Origin of the sequence: Shewanella sp. T24-MNA-CIBAN-0130, from assembly GCF_040310185.1 — a bacterium.
Classification (GTDB): Bacteria; Pseudomonadota; Gammaproteobacteria; order Enterobacterales; family Shewanellaceae; genus Shewanella; species Shewanella psychromarinicola.
Genome location: NZ_JBEOPP010000327.1, coordinates 1 through 271, shown reverse-complemented (window position 1 = coordinate 271; position 271 = coordinate 1). Strand labels below are relative to the sequence as shown.

The window sequence follows — 271 nt, the reverse complement described above, 5'->3', positions numbered from 1 at the left end:
AACCGCGACTGCCCGTCATCATATCGCCCGCAAAACTTGCGGCATGACCAAACCAAATCCGCTCAGGCAAGCGCTTAAACGATAAGGTTTTAACTCGGTAATCACCCAACATTAGACCTTGGCTATCCACCTTGATAGCTCGGTCATAATCCAACACTTGCTCTCGAAGTGGTTTATCAGCCTCACTGCGGATTGGTGATGGATTGCGCCAGGAAGCATCTTTTCCCCAGTTAAGCTGCGCACTTAATGCCGCGAGCCAGTTTCGGTCAGT

1 protein-coding gene is annotated in these 271 nt (G+C 50.6%); it reads right to left on the bottom strand.

Going from position 1 to position 271, the window contains the following annotated elements:
• A partial coding sequence (locus AAEZ02_RS22580) for a TraC family protein (RefSeq protein ID WP_351125288.1) occupies positions 1-271 on the bottom strand: 271 nt, incomplete at both ends.